Source organism: Microlunatus sp. YIM B11417, assembly GCF_059617205.1.
This window is the reverse complement of the sequence record NZ_JCAMPJ010000002.1, coordinates 472630-491622: the sequence shown is the minus strand read 5'-3', so window position 1 is coordinate 491622 and position 18993 is coordinate 472630. Positions and strand designations below refer to the sequence as shown.

Sequence of the window (18993 nt, the reverse complement as noted above, 5' to 3'; positions counted from 1 at the left end):
TCACTCGTCGGCTGATCCTCACTCCGCGACGACGCGGAGTGTCTTGACCGAAGGATCCACCGCATCGGGCACGTGCATCCCGGCCTTGACGCCGCTGGCCAGGTAGTCGACGACCTCCCGGTTGATCCGTTCGCCCGGGGCGATGACCGGTACGCCGGGCGGGTAGGGACTGATCAGTTCGGCGGCGATCCGCCCGACGCAACGGCGGAGCTTGACCTGATCGGTCGGTCCGAAGAACGCGTCGCGGGGCAGCATGACGTTGTCCAGTTCGAAGGAGCCCGGCGGCGGCAGCTTCACCTTCCGCGGCCGGCCGAGTGCGTCGGCCTCCCCCGCCAGCCGCCGCAGCGAGTTCACCAGCAGCGCCTCCGTGTCGGCGTTGTCGGCATGGGTCAGCCGGGGACCGATCCGGCAGGTGTCGGCCGAGCCGACGTCGATCCGGCAGGCGGCCCGGAGCCATTCCGCGGCCTGGTAGCCGGTGATGCCGAGCCCGCGGACATCGATGGTCACGGCGAGCGGGTCGAGGTCGTACGCACCCTGAGGCCGGATCACCTCCCGGCCCATCGGCTCGAGCCCCGGCAGCCGGCCGATCGCCGTACGGACCCGCGCGGCCCGCTCCAGCGCCCGGCCGAGCAGGTCGGCTCCCTGCTCCACCATGTAGCGGCGCCAGCCGTCCAGAGCGGCGTACACCAAGGGCGACGAACTCGTGGTCCCCAGCAGGTCCTCCCGCGCCTTCAGCACCTCCGGAGCGACCCGGTCGCCCTGGAGGTGGAAGACGGAGGACTGCTCGATCGCGCCACCCATCTTGTGCACGCTGGTGACGACCAGATCGGCGCCGACGTCCATGCCCCAGGCGGGCAGGTCGGCGTGGAACGGCAGATGCGCGCCCCAGGCCTCGTCCACGATCAGCGCCAGGTCCTGGGCGTGGCACACCTCGGCGACGCCGGCGATGTCGGCGCAGGTGCCCCAGTCGGTCGGCGTGATCAACACCATGCCCTTGGCGTCGGGGTGCTGCTGCAGCGCTCGCCGTACGTCCTCGGGCTCGGGCGGATGGGCCAGCGCCAGGTCCTCGTCGAAATGGGGATGGACCCAGACCGGTTCGATGCCGGCGATGATCACGCCCGCGATCACCGACTTGTGCGCGTTGCGCGAGACCAGCAGCTTCTCCCCCGGCCCGGCGACAGAGATCATCGCGCTCTTCACCGACAGCGAGCTGCCGCAGGTGGAGAAGAAGGCATGATCAGCATGCACCGCCTCGGCCATCAAGGCCTCGGCCTGGCCGAGCACGTCCTGCGACTCGCGCCGGTCGTCGAGCCCGTTCAACATCAACACGTCGGCGGCGAACATCCCCTCGCCCAGAATGTCGATCACCCGAGGATCGACCCCGCGACCCTGCTTGTGACCCGGCGGCCCGTACACCACGTCCCCGCGACGCCGGAACTCCAGCAGCGCCTCCAGCAGCGGTACCCGCGACTGATCCATGGCCGGCCTCCTCGAATCGATGAGAACCCCCGTACCCGGAACCCCCTACCCAGTTCGAGCCTGCCGAATCCCGGGCAGGTCCCGGCGGGGAGTTCTCGTGACGTGTCAGGATTCGGCATCGACGTCGGCGTGATCGGCCTGTCGGTCGCGACCGCCTGGTGCTGCGTCGGACCGGCCGTTGATCACCCCGCGGTTTGGCGGCGTCCCGGACGGGGTACCGGGTCCGCATGACCGCTTCCGGGTGCCGCCAGGGTCGTCTGGTGGCTCGGAGCCGGGCTGAGTCTGGCCGGGCTGGGGTGTCTGGCCTGGGCCGGGTGCCCGTTGCTCGGCGACGACTTCGAAGCGACGTACCAGCAGAAGTCGGTCTGCATCCGGCTCGGCACCGCCGCGGCGATGGCCGGATTCGCCGTCACCACGGTGGTCGTCCTGCTGAGCTCCGCGGTCTAGCGGCGGAACGTACAGACCGTGTGCGACGACCAGGACCACGAGCAGCACCACTGCCGCCGGCCCGGCGATCACCATGACCGGAGATCGCCAGCCGTACTGCGCCCCATGGCCGAGCATGAAGATCAACAGGGTCAGCCCACCCGTCGTCAGCAGCCCGCCCGCGACCTGGACGCGAGAAGCATGTCACCACGATCGGTACGTTGATCAGGAAGATCCAGGGCCACCCGAACAGTTCGGTGATCACTCCACCGCCGACCATCCCGGTGCCGACGAGTCGGCGGCACTTCTGCTGGGTACAGCCTGATTCCGTACACCGATGAGAATTCGGAGGGTCAGGATGTCGTGGTGGTCCAGGCATCCGTCGCCGGCGGTGGCGCTCGGAGCGCTGAGCGTATCGGCGTCGTCGGTGCTGATCGATCTTTCCGGCGGGTCGCCGGGCACCGTGACCTTCTACCGCTGTGTGCTCGCCCTTCCTGCCCTGGCAGCGTTGTTCGTCTGGGAGCGACGCGTCGAGGGACCGCCGCCAGGACGGCAGTACCTGCTGGCCACGATGGCCGGCGTCCTGTTCGCCGGCGACATGATGCTGTGGGCCCAGGCGATCTTCGAGGTCGGGGCGGGGATCTCCACCGTACTGGTGAACGCACAGGTGGTGCTGGTGCCGCTGCTGGCCTGGATCGTCGATCATGAATCGGTGACCCGGCTCTTCCTGATGCTGCTGCCGGTCATGATCATCGGGATCGTGCTGACAGGTGGCCTGATCGGCGGCAGTCCCACCGGAACCAACCCGTGGTGGGGCAGCCTGCACGCCGTGCTGGCCGCCGTCTGCTATTCGCTCTATCTGTTCCTGCTGCGGCGCGGCGGGCAGGAAGGCCACATCCGGCAGACCTACCTGGTGGTGATCATGTCCGCAGCGCTGGTCTCGCTGGTCGCCGGTGTCCTCTGGTACGACCTCGACTTCACCCCTGGTTGGGCGACCATCGGCTGGCTGCTCGGAGTGACCGTGTGCAGCCAGCTCGTCGGCTGGCTGCTGGTCGCGCTCTACGCGCACCGGCTGCCGAGCCATGTCGGAGCCGTGCTGCTGTTGCTGACGCCGGTCGGCGCGGTCGTCCTCGGCGCGATCGTCCTGGCCGAGCGTCCGACGCCGCTGCAGTTGGTCGGCTGCGCGGTGATCCTCGGCACGGCCTATCTGGCCACCGTGCGCGGTACGCACCAGGATCAACAGTCTTGATCGCCGGCGGTCGTGGTGCCGGTGCGTACCGCACACCGGCCGCTCAGGGATAGGTGATGAACTCCAGCAGACTCCCGTCCGGATCCCGGAAGTAGACGCTGACGCCGGTGCCCCGAGCACCTGGACGTTCGACGGGGCCGGTCTCGACGGTCACGCCGTGCCGGGTCAAGTGGCTGACGGCGTCCTCGATGGAACCCGCCCAATGGAAGCAGAGATCACTGTTGCCGGGGCGGACCGGCAGTCGGGCCACGTTGTCGGTCAGGTCGACGCCGGGTCCGTGCACGTTCAGCTGCGTGGCTCCGACCCGGAACGACACCCGGTCGCCCTCGACGGGGATCACCGCGGCCCCGATCACGTCCCGGTAGAACGCCGTCGCTACCGACCAGTCCGAGACACCGATCACGGTGTGATCGAGCCCGGTGATCGGCACTCGGCCCTGCGCCTCCGCTTGCGGTTCGCTGTCCGCCGCGCCGTAGGACGCGCGGGCCCGCTGCCGATCGCCCGTCGTCAACGTGACGTGGTCCAGTCGGCCCTCGCTCATCGCCGGGTCAGCCGAGTCTCGCAGCGAGCAGCTTCTTGCCCTGCTCGGCGCCCTTCCGGCTCTCGGCCTGGGCCCGGCGGAAGAACTCGGTCAGTTCTGCGTCGCCGTCTCGTTCGGCGTCCTGGATGTAGGTCTCGAGTCTCAGCGCATTGCTCAGACAGGCCTCGACGAACCAGATGATGTTGTACGTCTTGTCCTTGGTGCCGGTCACCGTACCGGTCTCGGTCTCACTCATGAGATTCCTTCCGCTGATTGGTCCTCGAAGCTGTGGCTTACCCAGATCGGGGTGCCGCGAACCGCCGCAGGATCGCGCTCATGATCAACTTGCCCGTCCAGGCTGCGGATCGGCGGCCTGCGTCAGCAGCCGGGTGGCCGCGCCGGCGAGGGACACGGCCGCAGCATCCTCGATCGCGGCGGCGATCAGGTCGTGGCCCAGACGCCGGCCGGCCCAGGCCCGCCACCGGCGGCCGAGCGCGGCCGACCCGAACGAGGCTGCGGCAGCCACCGCCGCATAGCCGGCGAACTGCACGATCCGGCGGCCGCGGCTCGGCTCGTCCGATCGGGCGCCGGCGTCCGGGTCGGCCAGGACCATGATCACGGCGCCGGATCCGATCGCGCCGGCGACCCGGGTCGCAAGCCCGAGCGGTCCCAGCCGGCTCGGCGCGATCGGCAGTTTGTCGATCGCGAACTCCTGGAGCGCCAGGCCGCGCACCAGCACCTTGAACCACGGCCGGCCGGCCAGCTTCGTCAGTCCTTCTCCATCGGCGTGCCGGTCACCGGACCCGGCCTCGGACAGCAGCGCGGCGATGCCGGTGAAGGATCGGCATCCCGATGCGGCACCGGACAAGGCCGATGCGGCCAACCCGCGAGCGTTCATGATCGCCTCCACTGGTCCGTGATCCCCCGGCCTACGAGACGTCGCCGCGCCAGCCGCCCGTCTCAGACCGGCGCTGCTCGATGAACGCCTTGAACCGTTGGGCGTCGCTCCTGACCTGCCGATCATCCACGCCGGCAACCGATCCGAGCTTCTCCACCGGGGTGTCGGGATCCCAGTCGAGCTGAATCATCACCTTGGATCGGTGATCATCAAGTCGATGGAACGTGACGACTCCCGCGTGACGGGTGTCGCCGCCGACACTGTGCCAGGCGATCCGCTCGTCGGGATGCTGCTCGGTGATCTCGGTGTCGAACTCGCGCCGGACACCGCCGATCTTGGTGACCCAGTGATTGTGCGTGTCGTCGACCTGGGTGATCGACTCCACGCCGCCCATGAACTTCGGAAACGATTCGAACTGGGTCCACTGGTTGTACGCGGTCCTCACATCGACATCGACCTCGACGGACTCTTCGATCGCGCTCATGCGAATTCCCTTCCTCACGTTCGTCGGTGAGGTTGAGAGATACCCGCCGGGCGGCCGGGTCAATCCTCGGAACGGCTCATCGCGTGGGGCGATTCCTCGCGGCTCGGGTGTAGGTCAGCGCGATATTGCCCCTCGGGAAGGATTTCACGTCGACCAGTTCCAGCCGGGTGAAGTCGGTGAACAGCGGGCTGCCGCCGCCGAGCGCGGCCGGGCTGATCAACAGGTGGAACTCGTCGACGAGGTCAGCACGCACCAAGGCCTGGGCGAATCGCACGCCGCCGTGCGCCATGATCGGCCCGACGTCGCTCGCCTTCAACTTCGCGATCTCGGCGGCCAGCTCGCCGGAACAGACCGTCGTCGTCGCCCACGGGGTCTCGATCGGCCGGCGCGAGAAGACCACCTTCGGGATCCGGTTCATCGCCTCGGCCTCCGGGCCGCTCTGGTAGGGCCAGTGCCCCGCCATGTCGCGGTACGTCCGCGAACCCATCGCGTGCACGCCCGCCCGGCCGAGGAACGCAGCCATGTGGGCGACGAACGCCTCGTCCTCGTCGTACTCGACGAAGAAGTCCTCCGGCACTCCCTCCGGCGACGCACCATAACCGTCGAGGGACAGGCTGTGGCGAAGAATGACTGGGGACATGACATCGCTCCTGGGGTTGGTTGGTCTTCGACTCACCCCTGCTACGAACGACCCGGACCCGATCGGACAGGACGGTCGGGAATTCTTCGGGATCGGTTGGAGCCGGGTCAGGCGGAGCTGTGTTCGCCGGCGGTCCCGGCTCCGTGACGGTTCAGGGTTCAGCCCTCCAGGTCCAGATCGGGCGGTACGTCGTCGACGGTGAGGTCGGGCCGGAGGCGGAGGTAGCGAAGCCGGTGGCGCCAGTGTCCGACCTCGCCGGCCGCACCGTTGCTCGTCGCGACGTCGACCCGGATCTCGGCCACCACGCCCGGCTTGACCCGGTGGTACGGGCGCGGCTCCCGATCGTGCCACGACGGCGGCAGGACGTCCGGCCACGGATGATCATCCGTCGGCGTGATCACGGCGGCGATCCGCTCAGCCGCCTCACCCGACAGATCGGTGGTCCGGCCGGCCACGTGCAGTTCTCCGTCATCGGTGTGCACCCGGCCCACCACCAGGCTTTCGGGCCGGTCCAGCGGGCCGGTCACGCCGCCGATGATCACTTCGGTCGTCGCGTACCGTTTGATCTTGGACCAGCCGCGGGCACCGGGTCGGTAGGCGCCGGCGGCACGTTTGGCGACGATCCCCTCCACGCCGACCTTGGCCAGCGCGTCCAACCACACCTCGGCCGTGTCGACGTCGTCGGTCTGCATGCCGAGCACGACCGGGTCGCCCGCGTCCTGCTCACCGAGCAACTGCTCCAGCAGCGCGCGCCGCTCGATCAGGGGCCGCCCGGTCAGGTCTCCGTCCGCGGTACGCAGCACGTCGAAGATGATCACGTGGCACGGCTCGGTCCGCGCGAGCTCGCGGGCGCCGCGGCCGGCCGAGCGATTGCGCCGCTGCAGCGCCTCGAAGTCGAGCCGGCCGTCCGGCGCCCACCGCACGATCTCCCCGTCCACCACCGTCCCCGCCGGCAGCGCCTTGGCGGCCGCGGCGGCGACATCGGGGAACGCGTCGCCGAGATCGGTACCGCGACGGGAGAAGAGGGACGCCGAGCCGGGCCGGTCGACCCGGGCGATCACGCGGAAGCCGTCCCACTTCGGCTCGAACAACCAGCCCGGCCCGGTCGGCAGCCGGTCGGTCATCGTCGCCAGCATCGGCCGTAGGTCCATGGCTCCAGTGTCGCGCGCGGGTCCGGTCCAGCACCCGGGTTCGGGCCGGGTTTCGTCGGCCTGTGTTGCTCCACCGTCGCCGCCGTCCGGGATCCGGCTGGTGCCGACGGTCATCCTCGGTGAGGATGGCCGGATGGACGACGAGCAGACCCTGACCGGTGGCGTCTCGGCCGACGTGACCCGGGTCGGCGAGACCGTACGCCGCGCCGCGTCACCGGCCAGCCGTACGATCCACCGGTTTCTCACCGAGTTGTACGACCGCGGCTTCACCCGCCTGCAACGGCCCCTGGGCTTCGACGACCAGGGCCGGGAGATCCTGACCTTCGTCGAAGGTCGGGCCGGGCATCCGCCGATCACCGCGGAGATCGCTTCGGACGCGACCATGATCGACACGGCCCGGACGATCCGCGAGTTCCATGATCATTCCGTGGGCTACGCCGGCACCGGCTGGAGCACCGCGGCCGCCGACCCGACCGGCGCCGCCGAAGTGATCTGCCACAACGATCTTGCTCCGTTCAACCTCGTCTACGACGGGACCGCGGTGGCGGCGATCATCGACTGGGACGGTGCCGCTCCCGGTCGCCGAGTCTGGGACCTTGCCTACGCCGTCTGGCGGCTGGTCCCACTGCACCGGCCCGCCTACGCCGAACCCTTGGGCTGGCCGCCGCTGGACCGGGCCCGCCGGCTGCGGCTCTTCGCGGAGGCGTACGGGATGAGCCGCGACGACCGTGATCAACTTCTCGACGTCCTCGCCGAGCGGCAGGAGCTGAACCGGCGCGGCATGGAACTGCTGGCCGAGCAGGGCCGGATTCAGCCACTGCCGCCGACGGACCCTCGTGCCGAGTCCGGCGATGCGGCCTATCTCGCGGAGAACCGCAGCGCCTGGCAGAACGCCCTGACCGCCGGCTGAGCCGGGGGTCAGGGCGAACCGGGGCGAAGTCAGGACGTCGCGAGGGGGAGGCGCCGGTCCGGGCCGCCGTCCTCGGCCAGCACCCAGCTCTCGGTCACCGTCGCGCAGTAGAGCCGGAACGGACCCTCACCGGTGATCCGGTCGAGGTTCCAGGCGCCGAGTCCCTGTGCCTCGGACTCCCGGCTGAAGATGGCGATCCCCTCGGCCAGGTCGTCCGGGGCGACCTGGCCGGCGTTCACCGTGGCGTAGAAGGCGCTCGCGCCGCCGACCGGGACCTGCGAGTCGAAGACCACCAGGGCCGCCTCCGCCCGTACCTCCAGGTTGGCCGAGTGCCGGGCCGAAGGGCGGGACACCCAGAAGAACCGCCGGCCGTCGCGGGCGTACCACACGGGAGTCGCCCAGGGCTGTCCATGCGCGTCGGCGGTGGACAGAACCAGGTAGTGCGTCCCGGCGAGCACCCGCTCGGCCTGCTGTTCCTCGGTCATGGTCGTCATCCAACCCTGTTCGGCGCGATCAGGCCGCGGTTTCGGCCAGAACCGGCACCGGCTGGGCCGCCTCGGGCTCCGCGTCGGCCTGCTCGGACGGAGCGTCCAGCGGGTGGGCCAGCTCGTCGGTCCGCATCCGGGCCGCGATGATCGCGACGGCCCCGATCAGCAGCGGCGCCAGCCCGGCGATCGCGAACACCACCGGCAGCCCCACCGCCTCGCCGGCCGGACCGGCCAGCGCCATCGAGATCGGCATGAAGGCGCAGGAGACGAAGAAGTCGAGGCTGGAGACTCGGCCCAGCATGTGCGACGGCACCCGACGCTGCAGCAGCGTCCCCCAGATCACCACGCCGCCGTTGAACGCCGCCCCGACCAGGAACGCCGCCAGCACCATCAGCCACACCTGATCGGTCACGCCGAACACGACCAGGGGGATGCAGCCGCCCGCCCAGAGCAGGTTCATCACGGTCAGGTACCGCTTCGGCAGCTTCAGCGAGGCCACCACCATCGAGCCGACCGCACCGCCGATCCCGAACGCCGCGAGCACGAACGCGTGCTGCTGCGGGCCGCCGCCGGCGTTGTCCTTGATCGCGAACGGCACCAGCACCTCGAACGGACCCATCATCACGAAGATCAACAGTGACGCGAAGACCAGGGTGCCCAGCAGCCACGGGGTCCGGACCATGTAGCGGAAGCCCTCCTGCACGTCGCCCAGCAGCGACAGCGCCGGGTTCGCCGGAGCCGACTCCTCCTGCTCCGGTACGGCAACGCGGGCGGCCGGCTTCGGCAGCCGCAGGATGCACAGAACCGCGACGAAGCCCGTCAGCGCCGTGACGACGAGGGCGGCGCCCGGCGAGGTGATCGCGATCAGGGCGCTGGCCAGGGCCGGCCCGCCGGCCTGCATCAGCACCGGCCGGGTCATCCCCTCGAAGCCGTTCGCGGCGAGCAGCTGGTCCTCGGGCAGTACGGTCGGCAACAGCGCCGAGTAGGCCGGGTAGTACAGCCCGCCCATCACGCCGCCGATGAACGCGACCGTCGCCAGGTGCCACAACTGCAGCGAGCCGCTCAGCGAGAGCAGGGCGACCAGGCCGATCGTGACCGCCCGGGTCGCCTCGACCACGAGCAGGATCCGTCGCTGCGACATCCGGTCGGCCAGCGCGCCACCGAGCAGCGAGGTGACCAGGAGGCCGACCGCCGAGGCACCGGCGGCCAGCGAGAGGTCGGCGGCGCCGCCGCCGATGGCGACGATCTGCCAGACCAGCGCCACCATCCAGACGCCGGAGCCGACCAAGGACGAGACGAGCGCACCCGCCAGCCAGCGGTACGCCGGGGTGCTCAGGGGCCGAAGTGCCCTCGGAATCTGCATGACCTTCTCCTCACGGGATTGCTTGCTTCTACTCCTGAGTCGAAGAGGGCCGGCCCGGATCGACACTTCCGCCAAACTTTCTTCGAGAAATTTCCGACCAGCATCACCGCCGGCGCGCTCGGCCAGGTCCCAGGCTGTCGCGAAAGCTCCACGGCTCGAACGCTGGCGGCCGATGGCCCGCTCCAGCGCTCGAACCGTGGAGGTCTGGCGACAGCCTTCTGGAAGAGTGGTGCCGAACGGAGGCCGTAGCGAGCGATCCCGGTCGGCGGCGGCACCAGGTCGAGATCGGCCCGGATCCGGTCCAGTTGATCCGGATCTGTCAGCGGTTCCTCCTCACGCATCAGTCGCCGTCCTCCCTCGGGGCCAGAACCAAGGTCGAGGGCAGAGGCGACTGAACGGACGAACCGCGTTGCTGCCTGTTACGGGACCTGATCCCAGCCGTCCGGGAGGGTGGGCAGCCCGAGGCCGGCGGGTGGGCGCCAGCGGTCCCAGTCCTCGTCGAGGGGCCAGCCACCGGCTCCGAAATGGGCCAGGGCACGGTCACCGGCGGCGCGGATCGCGGCGGCCAGGTCGGGCGGGTAATGGCCCTCCGCCTCGGCCCAGGCGAGTTCCTCCTCGTCCTTGAGCCTCACCGTGCCGTCGGGGTCGACCACGACGTCGAGGGTCAGGTCGTCGGTGTCGTACCCGTTCGGCCGCGACACCCAGCGCCGTTCGAGGTTGACGTAGACACCGCGCGTCCAGGCCCGCTGATCATCGAGCCAGCGCCAGGTGGACCATTCCTCGGCGAACCGGTGCACCATCACGACGTCCTGGTTCCGCCACGGGCGCGGGTGCAGGCCGGGTTCCCAGCTGTCCGGGAGCAGGAAGCCGCCTCGCGGCCCGGCCAGCCGGCCGCGCCGGTTGAAGCCCGGCGCACCGACGGGCAGATGCAGCACGACGTGATCATCGGTGCGTTCCAGCTCGAAGGCGGCCAGGGCCAGCTTCAGCCGTCCGTCCGGTTGCACGGCCCGGAACGCCACCGACCGGATCAACCCCGACCCGCCGCTCGGACCAAGATCAACACTTGGCGCCGTCCTGGGGCGGTCGGTCCTCGGTGAGGTAGTTGATCACCAGGCTGCGGACGCAGGCGCTGCGCCGGTAGGACAGATGGCCCTGGCCGCGGTAGGTGATCAGGACGCCGGACTCGAGCTGGGCGGCCATCTTCACGGCGTACTCGTACGGAGTCGCGGAGTCGCCGGTGTTGCCGATCACGATGATCGGCGGCAGGCCCTTGCCGGTGATCTCGGCCGGCCGCTTCCGGGCGTTCACCGGCCACAGCGGGCAGGTGTAGTCGAGGCCGATGTAGGGGCCGATGACCGGTGCCATCCGGGCGTCGTCGGCGGCTTCCTTGCGCGCCTCCTCGACCCCCTCGTCGTCGTTGTCCAGACAGCGCACGGCGGAGAAGCCGTAGTTCAGCTGGCCGAAGTTTCCTTGATCATCGCGCTGGTTGTACTGGTCGGCGAAGTAGAGCAGGCCCTGGCCGTTGTCGTCGTCGATCGCCAGCTGCAGCGCCTGGGCCAGCAGCCGCCAGCCTTCCTCGTCGTCGTACAGCACCTGCAGCACGGCGGTCACCGCGAGGGTCTGGGTGAGCACCCGGCTGCCGACCTCGAGCGGCCGGGAGTCCAGCGACTTCCAGAGGTCGGTGATCGCGGTCGTCACCTCCTCCGCCGTGTCACCGAGCTGGCAGCCCTCCTTGGCGCACCACTCGGCGAAATCGGTCAGCGCCCGTTCGAAGCCCTGGGCCTGACTGACCTCTTCGTCCGGCGACAGCGAGACCGCGCCGTCCAGCACCAGCCGCCCGGTCCGGCCGGGGAAGAAGTGCGCGTAGTAGGCGCCGATCTCGGTGCCGTACGAAGCGCCGAAGTAGTTCAGCTTCCGGTCGCCGACGAGGTGCCGGAGCAGATCAAGATCACGTACGGTCTCCTCGGTGGACACGTGCTGCAGCAGCGCGCCGGACCGTTCCAGGCAGGACTCGCCGAACTTCCGGTTCGCCTCCTGCAGCGCCCGGTCCTCCTGATCACTGTCCGGCGAGATGTCCAGTTCGGTGAAGGCGTCCATCTGCTCGCCGCCGAAGCAGGTCACCGGCGTCGACCGGGCCACGCCGCGCGGATCCCAGCCGACGAGGTCGTAGGCCTCCAGGCCGGTCCGGTCGAAGTAGCTGAGGTAGTCGATCCCGGAGCCGCCCGGTCCGCCCGGATTGATGAACAGGCTGCCCAGTCGCGGCTGCACGGTGGCCGGCCGGCGCGCCAGCGCCAGCGTGATCGCGATGTCGTCGGGATGCTTGAAGTCCAGCGGCACCAGCACCGAGGCGCACTCGATCCGGTTCTCCGCGTCCCCGCCGCACTCGGCCCAGCTGAGCCGCTGCGCCCGGTACCGATCCAGCCCGGAGCCCGGCGGCGGATCGGCGAAACCGTTCGGCTCGACGGACGGCGGACTCTGCACCGGCCGACCGGCCTCGGTGTTCGGCGTCGGCGTGCTGACCGAGACCGACGGAGTGCTGCTCGGGGTCGGCGTCGGGCGGCCAGGACCGATCGGCGGAAGTGTGCAGGAGGCCAGCAGGGCGACCACGCTGAGCAGGGCGAGAACGACGACCGCGCGTGGGCGTGCCAAGACGGTTCGTCCGCACCCCACCACCATGAACTGAGCCTACCGTCAGGACCCCCGATCACCGGCGGCCGACCCCGCGGGCCGAGACGCATTTTGTCCACGGCTGACCGCTCCGGAAGCGGAAGAGTCCGGACAGGGGGAAGGCCCGGCGTTGCGGGGGCAGCCGGGCCTTCCGGGGGCGGGTGGGGACGGGGGGCTCCACCCGATGGCACTACGCGTGCCGCTTGGGAATCTTGCCCAACAACCCTAACACCGGAGCCTGAGCCGGGAACGAAAAAAGCCGCCCTAATCGGGCGGCCCATGACTTGATCTGGAGCGGTTGCCGGAGAGAACGCTCGGGGGTTCGTGCCCTCCGGCAACCTGTGCGAAACATTACTAGAACTCGGCGGAGTTGCAAATCCGATCCACGGACTGGGACAGGCCTCCCCGGCCTGCGGAAGCACACTCGCTGGCGCGGATCCGCAGATCAGCCTCTGGCTAGGCCGATCACCGCGGCTTCGACCGCCAGCAGAGGCGCCACGTTGTTCTCCAAGGCCTCGCGGCAGGCGAGCAGGGCGTCGATCCGGTGCAGGGTCGAGGTCGCCGTCGACTTCCGGGCCAGGACGCCGAGCTGCGGGGCGAGCTCGGCGTTGACCAGCGGAGCACCGGATCCGGTCTGCAGGCTGAGCAGATCCCGGTAGAAGCCGGTCAGCTCGGTCAACGCGCGGTCGATCGCGTCCCGCTGGAACCGCTTGGCCCGGGCCTTCTGCTGATCCTCCAGCTCCTTCAGGGCCGCCTGGGCGTGCCGGGGCCGGGCCCCCTTCGTACCGAAGCCGAGCGCCTCGGACAGTTCCGCCTTCTCGGTCTGGTCGAGCTCGGCGGTGGCCGCGGCCGCCTCCTCCGCGGTCGCCTCGACCAGTTCGGCCGCCGCGCGCAGGCAGGAGCCCAGGTCGGTCAGCCGCCCGGGGATGGCGAGCACGGCAGCCCGGCGGTCCCGGGCGGCCTCATTGCGGGCCAGCGCCCGGGCCCGGCCGACGTGGCCCTGGGCGACCCGCGCGGCGAACTCGGCCAGCTCGGGGCTGATGCCGTCGCGGACCTGCAGCAGCCGGGCCACCGCGTCGACGGTCGGCGTCTGCAGGGTCAGCAGCCGGCACCGGGACCGGATCGTCGGCACCACGTCGTCGACGGTCGGCGCGCAGAGGATCCAGACGGTCTTCGCGGCCGGTTCCTCGATGCTCTTCAGCAGTGCGTCGGCGCCCCGTTCGGTGACCCGGTCGGCGTCCTCGACGACGAGCACCTGCCGCCGACCCATGGTCGGGCTCATCGCGGCCCGGCGGACCAGGTCGCGGACCTCGTCGACGCCGATGGACAGCTGTTCGGTCCGGACCAGCGTCACGTCGGGATGGGCCCCGGACCGCGAGGTACGGCACTCCGAGCACTCACCGCAGCCACCGCGGGCACACTGCAGCGCCGCCGCGAAGGCGCGGCCGACGTTGGACCGGCCGGACCCGGGCGGGCCGGTGACCAGCCAGGCGTGCGCCATCGCGTTCCGCTCGCCGGCGACGGCGCGGCGCAGCACCGCGACCGAGCGCTCCTGGCCGATCAACTCGGCCCAGACGCCCGGCAACAGGTCCTGCGGCGGCCCTTCGACAGGCTCAGGGCGCGTGATCATCCGGGGTCCCCGCGGCGCAGTTCGGAGGAGCGCAGCGGAGGAGAACTGCATCGTGGGGTGGTTCTCATGGAGTCAGTGTGCCGGACCGGTCTGACAGCAGCGCCTCGACCCGATCGGCGACCGCGGCCGCGATCGCGGCCTCGGAGTCCCGGGCCGGCAGCACCAGGTAGTCGGCGGGACGTTCGGCGGCCAGGTCGAGGAAGTGCTGCCGGGCCCGGTCGTGGAACGACTCCCCGGCGGATTCGAGCTTGTCCTTGACCGCCTTGCCGCTGACCGCCTGCCGCGGATCGAGGTCGAGCAGCACGGTCAGGTCGGGACGCAGGTCGTCGGTGGCCCAGCGGGCGATCCGGGACACCTCGTCGAGATCGAGCACCCGCCCCGCGCCCTGGTACGCCAGCATGGAGTCGATGTAGCGGTCGCACACCACGACCGCACCGCGCTGCAGGGCCGGCCGGACGAGTTCGTACAGGTGCTGTGCCTTGTCCGCCGCGTAGAGCAGCGCCTCGGCCCGCGGATCCAGCTCACCGGAGGCGTGGTCCAGCACCAGCCGGCGGATCTCCCGGCCGGCCGGGGTGTCCCCCGGTTCGAAGGTCCGGACCACCTCGTGGCCCCGATGGCCCAGCCATCGCGCGAGCCGCCGCGCCTGGGTCGACTTGCCGACCCCGTCGCCGCCCTCGAAGACGATGAACAGCCCGGTCACGCCTTCTTCACCACCTTCGCCCAGCGTCGCAGGAACTCGGCCCTGTCCTCGGCCAGGTCGGCCAGCTGCCGCTCGTAGCGGCGGCCCAGCTCGAACGCCTCGTCCGGTGTCGTGTCCGCGGCGTCCTCCTTGGTCCGGTCGGCCCGCTCCGCCCGGTCGGTGACGACGGCGAAGGCCTTCCGGGCCCGGTCCAGCCGACGCCGCTCCCCAGCGAAGCCGGCGTCCGGCCCGATCTCGGTCAGTCGCAGCGCCCGGTGGTACGCGGCGAGCGCGTCGGCCAGGCTGTCCCACGCGGCCTGGCCGGATTCCGGGGTGAGGTCCGCGCCGGCCGCGAACGCCTCGGCCCGGGCGTCGTCGACCACGGTCCCGGTCACGTCGCCCGCCGGCAGTCGGTCCAGGTGGCCGACCTTCGGGGCCCGGATCGCACTGACCAGCCGGTCCAGGACGGCCAGGTAGCGCTCCCCCCGCAGCCGCGTCCGCAACCCGGACGCCACCGCCGAACCGGAGCCCGAACCGGCCGGCGCACCCGCCTCGACGATCCAGTCCAGTTCCTCGTCCAGGTCGGAGATCCAGTCGGCGTCCAGCACTCCGGACAGGGCCTCGGCCTCGTCCCGGAGCCGGGAGGCCTCGGCGACCACGTCCGCCGCCAGCAGCGCGTCGGTCTTGTCGTCGACGGATCCGGACAGCCGCAGGTCGGCCGCGACCAGAGCCCGCAGCCGGACCGCGAGCCAGCGGGCCACGAACGGCCCGAACGGGAGGTCGCCGCCGGGCGGTTCGGCGATCGGGAAGTCGGTCAGCCCGGTGGCCGGCGCGCCCAGCCGCTGGACCAGGGGCGGGAACTCGTCGATCCGGGTGCCGCCGACCCCGCTGAGCGCCTCGACCAGCCAGGTCCGTTGCTCCGCCGTCGGGCCGGCTTCCGCAGCCACCAGGGTGACCTCGCGGTAGCGCGCCGTGGTCACCCCGCCGCGCCGTACGGTCATCCGGTCGTCCCGGAGCAGCGCCAGCCGGCGCCCGTCGGCGTCGCGGAACTCGAACTCACGGCGGTCACAGGTCAGCGCGGCCACCGGTCCCAGCGGGGCCCGCCGGCGGAACGGGCGGATCAGCCGGGCCAGATCGTCCGGCAGGTCCCCGTACCCCATCGGCACGGAGCGCTCGGCCGGCAGCAGCGGCGCCCAGTCGGGAGCCGCGAGATACCACTCGCCGCGCTCGCCGACGACCCGATGGGCCAGCACCACCCCGGACCGGAGCAGCCGGTGGTCCGGGGCGTCGAGCACCGTCACGTCCATCGTGTACGTCGCGTCGGCGGAGGCCCGGCCGACCAGCGCCGCCAGCCCCAGCTCCGGATTGATCAAGCGCGGGGCCGTCGCCGGGTACGGCATCTCGAACCGGACCGGCCAGTCGGCTGCAGCCGGCTCGACGATCGCCTCCGCCGAGTGCTTGCGCTTGGCCACGGCCGCCCTCCGGATCAGTGCCCGGACTCGGAGGCGGCGACCTCGGACGACCGGCCGTTGGCGGCGGACTCGCCGTTCCCGTTGTTCGACACGGTCCCGGACGCGGACGACTTCTTGGCCGGTGCCTTCTTGGCGGCGGCCTTCTTCGCCGGTGCCTTCTTGGCCGCGGTCTTCTTGGCGGCGGTCTTCTTCGCCGGCGCCTTCTTCGCGGCCCGCTTCTTCGGCGCCGGACCCTTGGCCCGCTTCTCGGCCAGCAGTTCGGCGGCCCGCTCCGGCGTGATCGTCTCCACCTCGTCGCCGCGGCGCAGCGTCGCGTTGAACTCGCCGTCGGTCACGTACGCACCGAACCGGCCGTCCTTGATCACCATCGGCTTGCCGGAGGCCGGGTCGTTGCCCAGCTCCTTCAGCGGCGGCTTCGCGGCGGCCCGGCCGCGCTGCTTCGGCTGGGAGTAGATCTGCTCGGCCTCCTCGAGCGTGATCGAGAAGATCTGTTCCTCCGACTCCAGCGAGCGCGAGTCCGTCCCCTTCTTCAGGTACGGGCCGTAGCGGCCGTTCTGCGCGGTGATCTCGGTGCCCTCGGCGTCCTTCCCGACCACCCGCGGCAGGCTCATCAGCTGCAGCGCCTGCTCCAGCGTGACGCTCTCCACGGTCATCGACTTGAACAGCGAACCGGTCCGCGGCTTGGCACCCTTCGGCGCGTCCTCTCCCAGCACCTCGGTCACGTACGGGCCGAACCGGCCGTTCCGCGCGACGATCATGGTGTGCGACTCCGGGTCCAGCCCGAGCTCGCGCTCCTCGCCCATCGGCTTGCTGAGCAGCTCCTTGGCGAGCTCGACGGTCAGCTCGTCCGGCGGCAGTTCGTCGTCGACGTTGGCCCGGCGGCCCTCGCCGTCCTCCACGTACGTCCCGTACCGGCCGACCCGGACCACGATGTCGGAATCAAGATCACCGACCTGGAAGGTGGACAGCCGGCGGGCGTCGATCTCGCCCAGCTCGGTGACCAGCTTGTGCAGCCCCTCAAGATCATCGTCGCCGAAGTAGAACTCGGTCAGCACCCCGATCCGCTCGGCGTGACCGTCGGCGATCTGATCAAGGACCTCCTCCATCTCGGCGGTGAACTTGTAGTCCACCAGCCGCGGGAAGTGCTCCTCGAGCAGCCGGGTCACCGCGAACGCCAGCCAGGTCGGCACCAGGGCCGAACCGCGCTTGAACACGTAGTCCCGGCTGGTGATCGTCCGGATGATCGACGCGTACGTCGACGGCCGGCCGATCTCCAGCTCCTCCAGCTTCGCGACCAGCGACGGCTCGGTGTAGCGGGCCGGCGGCTTGGTCTCGTGGCCGGACGCGAGCACCTGCTCCGGCCGCAGCGACTGGCCCTCGGTCAGCGAAGGCAGCCGGGTCTGCTTGTCGTCGGACTCGCCGTCGGCGCCCTCGTCGATCGACTCGACGTAGGCCTTGAGGAAGCCGTAGAAGGTGATCGTGCGGCCGGACGCGGTGAAGGTGCAGTCCGGCTGCCCGTCGGCCTGGGCGTTGATCTTGACCGTGATCGTGTTGCCCTGTGCATCGGCCATCTGGGAGGCGACGGTGCGCTTCCAGATCAGGTCGTAGAGCCGGAACTGATCACCGGTCAGCCCGGTCTGGGCCGGGGTGGCGAACGACTCGCCGGCCGGCCGGATCGCCTCGTGCGCCTCCTGCGCGTTCTTCACCTTGGACGCGTACACCCGCGGCCGCTCCGGCAGATACTGATCACCGAAGAGCTGCCGGACCTGAGTCCGCGCCGCGTTGATCGCGGTGCTGGACAGGGTGACCGAGTCGGTACGCATGTAGGTGATGTAGCCGCCCTCGTAGAGGTCCTGGGCGACCGACATGGTCCGCTGCGCGGTGAAGCCGAGCTTGCGGCCGGCCTCCTGCTGCATCGTCGTGGTCCGGAACGGCGCGTACGGCCGCCGGGTGTACGGCTTCGACTCCACGCTGCCGACCGCGAAGGTGCCGGTGCGCAGCGACGCCGCCAGCTCCTCGGCCCGGGCCTGGTCGAGATGGACCAGTTCCTCGGACGCCTTCGTGATCAAGGAACCGCGCGCGTCGAAGTCGCGGCCCTGCGCCACCCGGGCCGGGCCGACGTGGGTCAGCCGGGCCGGGAACTGCGGCGGATCGGCCTCCGCGCCGGCGTCCAGGGTCGCGTCCAGATCCCAGTAGGAGGCGCTGCGGAACGCGATCCGCTCCCGCTCCCGGTCCACCACGAGCCGGGTGGCCACGGACTGGACCCGGCCTGCCGACAGCCGCGGCATGACCTTCTTCCAGAGCACCGGGGAGACCTCGTAGCCGTACAGCCGGTCGAGGATCCGCCGGGTCTCCTGGGCGTCGACCAGATCGGTGTCCAGGTCCCGCGGGCTGGCCACGGCCTCCGCGATCGCGTGCGGGGTGATCTCGTGGAAGACCATCCGGCGGGCCGGCACCTTGGGCTTCAGCTCCTGCAGCAGGTGCCAGGCGATCGCCTCACCCTCGCGGTCACCGTCAGTAGCGAGCAGCAGTTCCTCGGCCCCGGCCAGGGCTTCCTTCAACGACTTCAGCGTGGCCCGCTTGTCCGGGCTGACCACATAGAGAGGAGCAAAACCGTTGTCGACGTCGACGCCGGTCCGGGCCCACTTCTCACCCTTGTACTTCGCCGGTACGTCCGCCGCCCCCGTCGGCAGATCGCGCACGTGGCCGCGGCTCGACTGCACGACATAGCCGTCGCCGAGGAAGCTCGCGATCTTGGTCGCCTTGGTCGGCGACTCCACGATCACCAGGCGTCTGCCTGTCTTTGCTGCCACTGAGAGGTCAACTCCTTGAGACTGTGAGTATGGCTCCACCCCCTGCCGCCCCGCGTACCCCCCGATACGCTCGCCCACCCGAATCCACTCTGGGCGTGGGCGCAGTGATCCTGATGCTAATCGG

At 70.6% G+C, this 18993-nt stretch carries 18 protein-coding genes; 3 read left to right on the top strand and 15 right to left on the bottom strand.

Going from position 1 to position 18993, the window contains the following annotated elements; all coding sequences use genetic code 11:
• Positions 1 to 18 precede the first annotated feature (18 nt).
• Positions 19 to 1479, bottom strand: coding sequence for an aminotransferase class I/II-fold pyridoxal phosphate-dependent enzyme (locus AC6CCG_RS12560; protein WP_496654876.1), 1461 nt, complete (start codon positions 1477 to 1479; stop codon positions 19 to 21).
• A 321-nt stretch (positions 1480 to 1800) separates the two neighbouring features.
• Here AC6CCG_RS12560 and AC6CCG_RS12555 point away from each other — a divergent pair, with 321 nt between their 5' ends.
• Both AC6CCG_RS12555 and AC6CCG_RS12550 read left to right on the top strand, forming a co-directional pair.
• Entirely contained in the window at positions 1801 to 1926 is a 126-nt protein-coding gene (locus tag AC6CCG_RS12555; RefSeq protein ID WP_496654875.1) for a hypothetical protein, read from the top strand.
• 337 nt (positions 1927 to 2263) lie between these two features.
• Positions 2264 to 3154, top strand: a complete 891-nt coding sequence (locus tag AC6CCG_RS12550; RefSeq protein ID WP_496654874.1) for a DMT family transporter — start codon at positions 2264 to 2266, stop codon at positions 3152 to 3154.
• A 43-nt stretch (positions 3155 to 3197) separates the two neighbouring features.
• Here the strand turns inward: AC6CCG_RS12550 and AC6CCG_RS12545 are convergent, their stop codons facing one another.
• The 6 genes from AC6CCG_RS12545 to AC6CCG_RS12520 all read right to left on the bottom strand — a co-directional run bounded on the left by AC6CCG_RS12545 (position 3198) and on the right by AC6CCG_RS12520 (position 6847).
• On the bottom strand, positions 3198 to 3695 hold the full coding sequence (locus AC6CCG_RS12545; RefSeq protein ID WP_496654873.1) for a VOC family protein: 498 nt from the start codon (positions 3693 to 3695) through the stop codon (positions 3198 to 3200).
• Positions 3696 to 3702: 7 nt separating this feature from the next.
• Positions 3703 to 3930 (bottom strand): hypothetical protein, encoded by a 228-nt coding sequence (locus AC6CCG_RS12540; protein WP_496654872.1) that lies wholly within the window; start codon positions 3928 to 3930, stop codon positions 3703 to 3705.
• Between the two features lie 84 nt (positions 3931 to 4014).
• Positions 4015 to 4572, bottom strand: a complete 558-nt coding sequence (locus tag AC6CCG_RS12535) for a hypothetical protein (protein ID WP_496654871.1) — start codon at positions 4570 to 4572, stop codon at positions 4015 to 4017.
• A 31-nt stretch (positions 4573 to 4603) separates the two neighbouring features.
• Entirely contained in the window at positions 4604 to 5056 is a 453-nt protein-coding gene (locus AC6CCG_RS12530) for an SRPBCC family protein (protein ID WP_496654870.1), read from the bottom strand.
• Between the two features lie 76 nt (positions 5057 to 5132).
• Positions 5133 to 5696: a dihydrofolate reductase family protein gene (locus tag AC6CCG_RS12525; RefSeq protein WP_496654869.1), complete on the bottom strand. Its 564-nt coding sequence runs from the start codon at positions 5694 to 5696 to the stop codon at positions 5133 to 5135.
• Between the two features lie 158 nt (positions 5697 to 5854).
• The gene (locus AC6CCG_RS12520; protein ID WP_496654868.1) at positions 5855 to 6847 is read right to left on the bottom strand and encodes an ATP-dependent DNA ligase; all 993 of its coding nucleotides are present in this window, start codon (positions 6845 to 6847) and stop codon (positions 5855 to 5857) included.
• Positions 6848 to 6980: 133 nt separating this feature from the next.
• On the opposite strand from AC6CCG_RS12520, the gene AC6CCG_RS12515 reads away from it, so the two are divergent.
• Positions 6981 to 7757: a phosphotransferase gene (locus tag AC6CCG_RS12515; protein ID WP_496654867.1), complete on the top strand. Its 777-nt coding sequence runs from the start codon at positions 6981 to 6983 to the stop codon at positions 7755 to 7757.
• 29 nt (positions 7758 to 7786) lie between these two features.
• On the opposite strand, the gene AC6CCG_RS12510 is transcribed toward AC6CCG_RS12515, so the two are convergent.
• The 8 genes from AC6CCG_RS12510 to topA form a co-directional block, all read right to left on the bottom strand.
• Entirely contained in the window at positions 7787 to 8242 is a 456-nt protein-coding gene (locus AC6CCG_RS12510) for a pyridoxamine 5'-phosphate oxidase family protein (protein WP_496654866.1), read from the bottom strand.
• 28 nt (positions 8243 to 8270) lie between these two features.
• Positions 8271 to 9608, bottom strand: coding sequence for an MFS transporter (locus AC6CCG_RS12505; protein ID WP_496654865.1), 1338 nt, complete (start codon positions 9606 to 9608; stop codon positions 8271 to 8273).
• A 419-nt stretch (positions 9609 to 10027) separates the two neighbouring features.
• Positions 10028 to 10627 carry a DUF402 domain-containing protein gene (locus AC6CCG_RS12500; RefSeq protein WP_496654864.1) on the bottom strand — a complete coding sequence of 200 codons (600 nt, stop codon included), beginning with the start codon at positions 10625 to 10627 and terminating at the stop codon, positions 10028 to 10030.
• Between the two features lie 37 nt (positions 10628 to 10664).
• A complete protein-coding gene (locus AC6CCG_RS12495) occupies positions 10665 to 12257 on the bottom strand; it encodes an alpha/beta hydrolase (protein ID WP_496654863.1) in 1593 nt (530 codons plus the stop codon).
• Between the two features lie 463 nt (positions 12258 to 12720).
• Positions 12721 to 13905, bottom strand: a complete 1185-nt coding sequence (locus AC6CCG_RS12490; protein WP_496654862.1) for a DNA polymerase III subunit delta' — start codon at positions 13903 to 13905, stop codon at positions 12721 to 12723.
• 64 nt (positions 13906 to 13969) lie between these two features.
• Positions 13970 to 14605: a dTMP kinase gene (gene tmk / locus AC6CCG_RS12485; protein ID WP_496654861.1), complete on the bottom strand. Its 636-nt coding sequence runs from the start codon at positions 14603 to 14605 to the stop codon at positions 13970 to 13972.
• Positions 14602 to 16056: a hypothetical protein gene (locus tag AC6CCG_RS12480; RefSeq protein ID WP_496654860.1), complete on the bottom strand. Its 1455-nt coding sequence runs from the start codon at positions 16054 to 16056 to the stop codon at positions 14602 to 14604. Before AC6CCG_RS12480 ends, tmk begins: the two co-directional genes overlap by 4 nt.
• A gap of 14 nt (positions 16057 to 16070) precedes the next feature.
• Complete coding sequence (topA, locus tag AC6CCG_RS12475) at positions 16071 to 18869, bottom strand: type I DNA topoisomerase (RefSeq protein ID WP_496654859.1); 2799 nt, start codon at positions 18867 to 18869, stop codon at positions 16071 to 16073.
• Between the last annotated feature and the right edge of the window lie 124 nt (positions 18870 to 18993).